Genomic DNA, 3202 nt, shown 5'->3' with positions numbered 1-3202 from the left:
CGGGCTTTCCTCCGGGCGCTTCCCTTCGGTCTTGCGTTTCCGACTCTATCAGATCCTTTTTCGATCCGATTCCCTGTCGGCGGGATTTGTCGTGGGGCCTTGGCTTTCGCCTGTCGGCCTTTCGACATTCACTACGTTAGCCGATTCGCCGTCCAACTCATAATCGAGTCTGTCGACATCGAATTCAGGCATGCGGGCACACCGAATTCGCCCCTGCTGAGGGGGGTGACTAGGTAGTGGGTTGGCCGCTTCCGGGTGCTGGCGATTGCCGTACCCGTTTCAGCGGCTCGGGCCACATTACGCACCTTGCGGGGACGCGTCAACTTCGGCGGCGCCTCGGGACATGGGCGCGATAGGGGCTGACCGTCGGGTCGTCGGCAACCCAGAAGCGCCAGGGGTGCACGGCTCCGTCGCCGGACACCCCGGTGCGAGGGCCGTTGAGTACCTGGTCGGAGGGCACGGGAGTGCCGGTCAGCATGCGGAGGGGGGTGTCCCCGAGCGTGCACGCGTCCGTGCCGTCCAGGGAGCGGTCCACGCCCAGGGCCGTGGCCAGTCGGGCGGGGCCTTTGGCCAGTTCCTTGTCGTTGCGGGCCGAGAGTCGACGGGTGCGGGCCAGTTCGGCGCCCTCGATGATCTCGCCGGCGCGGAGCAGGACCGCGCTCGCCTTGTCCTCCGGACCGCACACCAGGTTCATGCAGAACCACATGCCATAGGTGAAGTAGACGTAGACGTGCCCGGGCGGACCGAACATCACGTCGTTGCGGGCTGTGCGACCGCGATAGGCGTGGGAACCGGGGTCGTCCGAGCCGTCGTAGGCCTCGACCTCTGTGAGGCGGAGGGCGATCGGACCGTCCGGGGTGGTGCGTACCAGGATGCGGCCGAGGAGGTCAGGGGCCACATCGAGGACGGGCCGGTCGAAGAACTCCCTGGACAGGGGCGTACGGTCGGGGGTCGCGATCATGCCGTCCGAGGGTACTAAAAGGCGGGTGGTGCGGCGGGGTGGCCAGCGGGTACCTGCCTTGCCAGGGTACGTGCATGGAACCGGCCACGGCCGGATCGCGTTTGTACGGATCAAGGATCCACCCGTAGTGGGCGAGAGGGAGAGACATGGCGTTCAAGAAGCTGCTCGCGAGCCTGGGGGCCGGCGGGGCTTCGGTCGAGACGGTGCTGCACGAGGTCAACGTCGTCCCGGGCGGTGTCGTCCAGGGTGAGGTGCGGATCCAGGGCGGGTCCGTGAACCAGCAGATCGAGGGGCTCTCGGTCGGGCTGCAGGCCAAGGTCGAGGTGGAGAGCGGCGACCAGGAGTACAAGCAGGACATCGAGTTCACGAAGTCGAGGCTGGGCGGGGCGTTCGAGCTCCAGGCGAACGCGGTGCACGCGGTGCCGTTCGGGCTGGAGATCCCGTGGGAGACCCCGATCACGATGATCGACGGGCAGGCGCTGCGCTCGATGCACATCGGTGTCTCCACGGAGCTGGAGATCGCGCGGGCCGTGGACTCGGGTGACCTGGACCCGATCAACGTGCACCCGCTGCCGGCGCAGAAGGCGATCCTGGACGCGTTCATCCAGCTGGGCTTCCGGTTCAAGAACGCGGACATGGAGCGCGGTGTCATCCGGGGTACGCGGCAGAAGCTGCCGTTCTACCAGGAGATCGAGTTCTACCCGCCGCAGCAGTACCGGGGGCTGAACCAGGTCGAGCTGAGCTTCGTGGCCGACGAGCAAGCCATGGACGTGGTGCTCGAGATGGACAAGAAGCCGGGGCTGTTCAGCGAGGGCAGCGACACCTTCCGCTCGTTCAAGGTGGGGCTCCAGGACTACCAGGGCACCGACTGGACCGCGTACCTCAACCAGTGGCTGTCCGAGGTCGGCAGCAAGCGCAACTGGTTCTAGGCTCGGGACTGACTGAACGAAACGATCAGGAGGTACCGAGGTGACCGAGCTCAAGCGGCGGCCGCTCCCCCACGACTTCCATCCGCCCGTACCGTCGTTCACGGTCACGAGCAAGGATGTCGAGGAGGGTGCGACGCTCCAGGACGCTCAGGTCTACGCGGCCGGCAACACCTCGCCGCAGTTGCGGTGGGAGGGCTTCCCGCCCGAGACCAAGAGCTTCGCCGTGACCTGCTACGACCCCGATGCCCCGACGGGCAGCGGGTTCTGGCACTGGGTGCTGTTCGACATTCCAGGCTCGGTGACGGAGCTCCCGGTGGGTGCGGGCAGCGGTGCGTTCGAGGGTCTGCCCGAGGGCGCGATCCAGGCGCGTAACGACTACGGGAGCAAGGAGTTCGGTGGTGCGGCGCCGCCGCCCGGGGACGGCCCGCACCGTTACGTGTTCACGGTGTACGCCGTGGATTCGGAGAAGCTCGGTCCGGATGCGGAGGCTTCGCCTGCCGTCGTGGGCTTCAACCTGCGGTTTCACACCATCGGGCGGGCCCAGCTGATCGGTGAGTACGAGGTGCCCGCCGAAGGCTGAGCCGTCGTCCGGCGATCCCAGCGTTCACAGAACGTTTGCCCGCTCCTGGTCTTGGAATTGATCAGGAGCGGGCATTTTTGTTGCCGGGGGCACGGGGGTCACCCCCCGTGAGAGCAGCAGATATTGCGTTGTCCATCTCGGCGTGCCCGGCCAGAGTTGATCCCAGCCCGCCAGGGGGTGGGCCGGTGCACACGGGAGGTGGGCTGGTATGCGGGACACGCTGGTACTCAACGCGAGCTTCGAGCCGCTGTCGACGGTAACGCTGAACCGAGCCGTCGTTCTGGTGCTTCAGGACAAGGCCGTCGTCGAGCAGGCCCACCCCGAACTGCGGATGCGGGGAGCCGCGGTCGACATACCGGCGCCCCGAGTCATCAGGCTCTGCCAGTACGTACGGGTGCCCTTCCGAAGACGAGCACCGTGGTCGAGGCGGGGTGTGCTGGTCCGGGACCGGAACCGGTGCGCGTACTGCGGGAGGCGGGCGACGACGGTCGACCACGTGGTGCCGCGGTCGCGGGGCGGGCAGGACACGTGGCTGAACACGGTGGCCTCGTGTGCGGAGGACAATCACCGCAAGGCGAATCGGACTCCGGTGGAGGCGGGTATGCCGTTGCTCCAGGAGCCGTTCGAGCCGACGCCGGCGGACGCGATGCTGCTGGCGCTGGGGCAGGACGACTTCGACGCGCTGCCGGAGTGGCTGGCGCAGCCCGCTGCCTAGCTGTCATGGACTGACTG

At 67.3% G+C, this 3202-nt stretch carries 4 protein-coding genes; 3 read left to right on the top strand and 1 reads right to left on the bottom strand.

The window, feature by feature from the left end; translation table 11 throughout:
• Window positions 1-319: 319 nt before the first annotated feature.
• Complete coding sequence (locus ACWIF2_RS40355) at window positions 320-961, bottom strand: DNA-3-methyladenine glycosylase (protein WP_454366650.1); 642 nt, start codon at window positions 959-961, stop codon at window positions 320-322.
• Between the two features lie 146 nt (window positions 962-1107).
• Between ACWIF2_RS40355 and ACWIF2_RS40350 the strand changes: the two genes are divergently transcribed.
• The 3 genes from ACWIF2_RS40350 (at window position 1108) to ACWIF2_RS40340 (ending at window position 3185) form a co-directional block, all read left to right on the top strand.
• A complete protein-coding gene (locus tag ACWIF2_RS40350; protein WP_189730189.1) occupies window positions 1108-1890 on the top strand; it encodes a sporulation protein in 783 nt (260 codons plus the stop codon).
• A gap of 40 nt (window positions 1891-1930) precedes the next feature.
• Entirely contained in the window at window positions 1931-2470 is a 540-nt protein-coding gene (locus ACWIF2_RS40345; RefSeq protein ID WP_391108327.1) for a YbhB/YbcL family Raf kinase inhibitor-like protein, read from the top strand.
• A 208-nt stretch (window positions 2471-2678) separates the two neighbouring features.
• Complete coding sequence (locus ACWIF2_RS40340) at window positions 2679-3185, top strand: HNH endonuclease (RefSeq protein WP_215122352.1); 507 nt, start codon at window positions 2679-2681, stop codon at window positions 3183-3185.
• Window positions 3186-3202 lie beyond the last annotated feature (17 nt).

The organism is Streptomyces sp. NPDC055506 (genome assembly GCF_053643595.1).
Note: the sequence above shows the minus strand (reverse complement) of the source record. Positions and strands in the feature narration are given on the sequence as shown.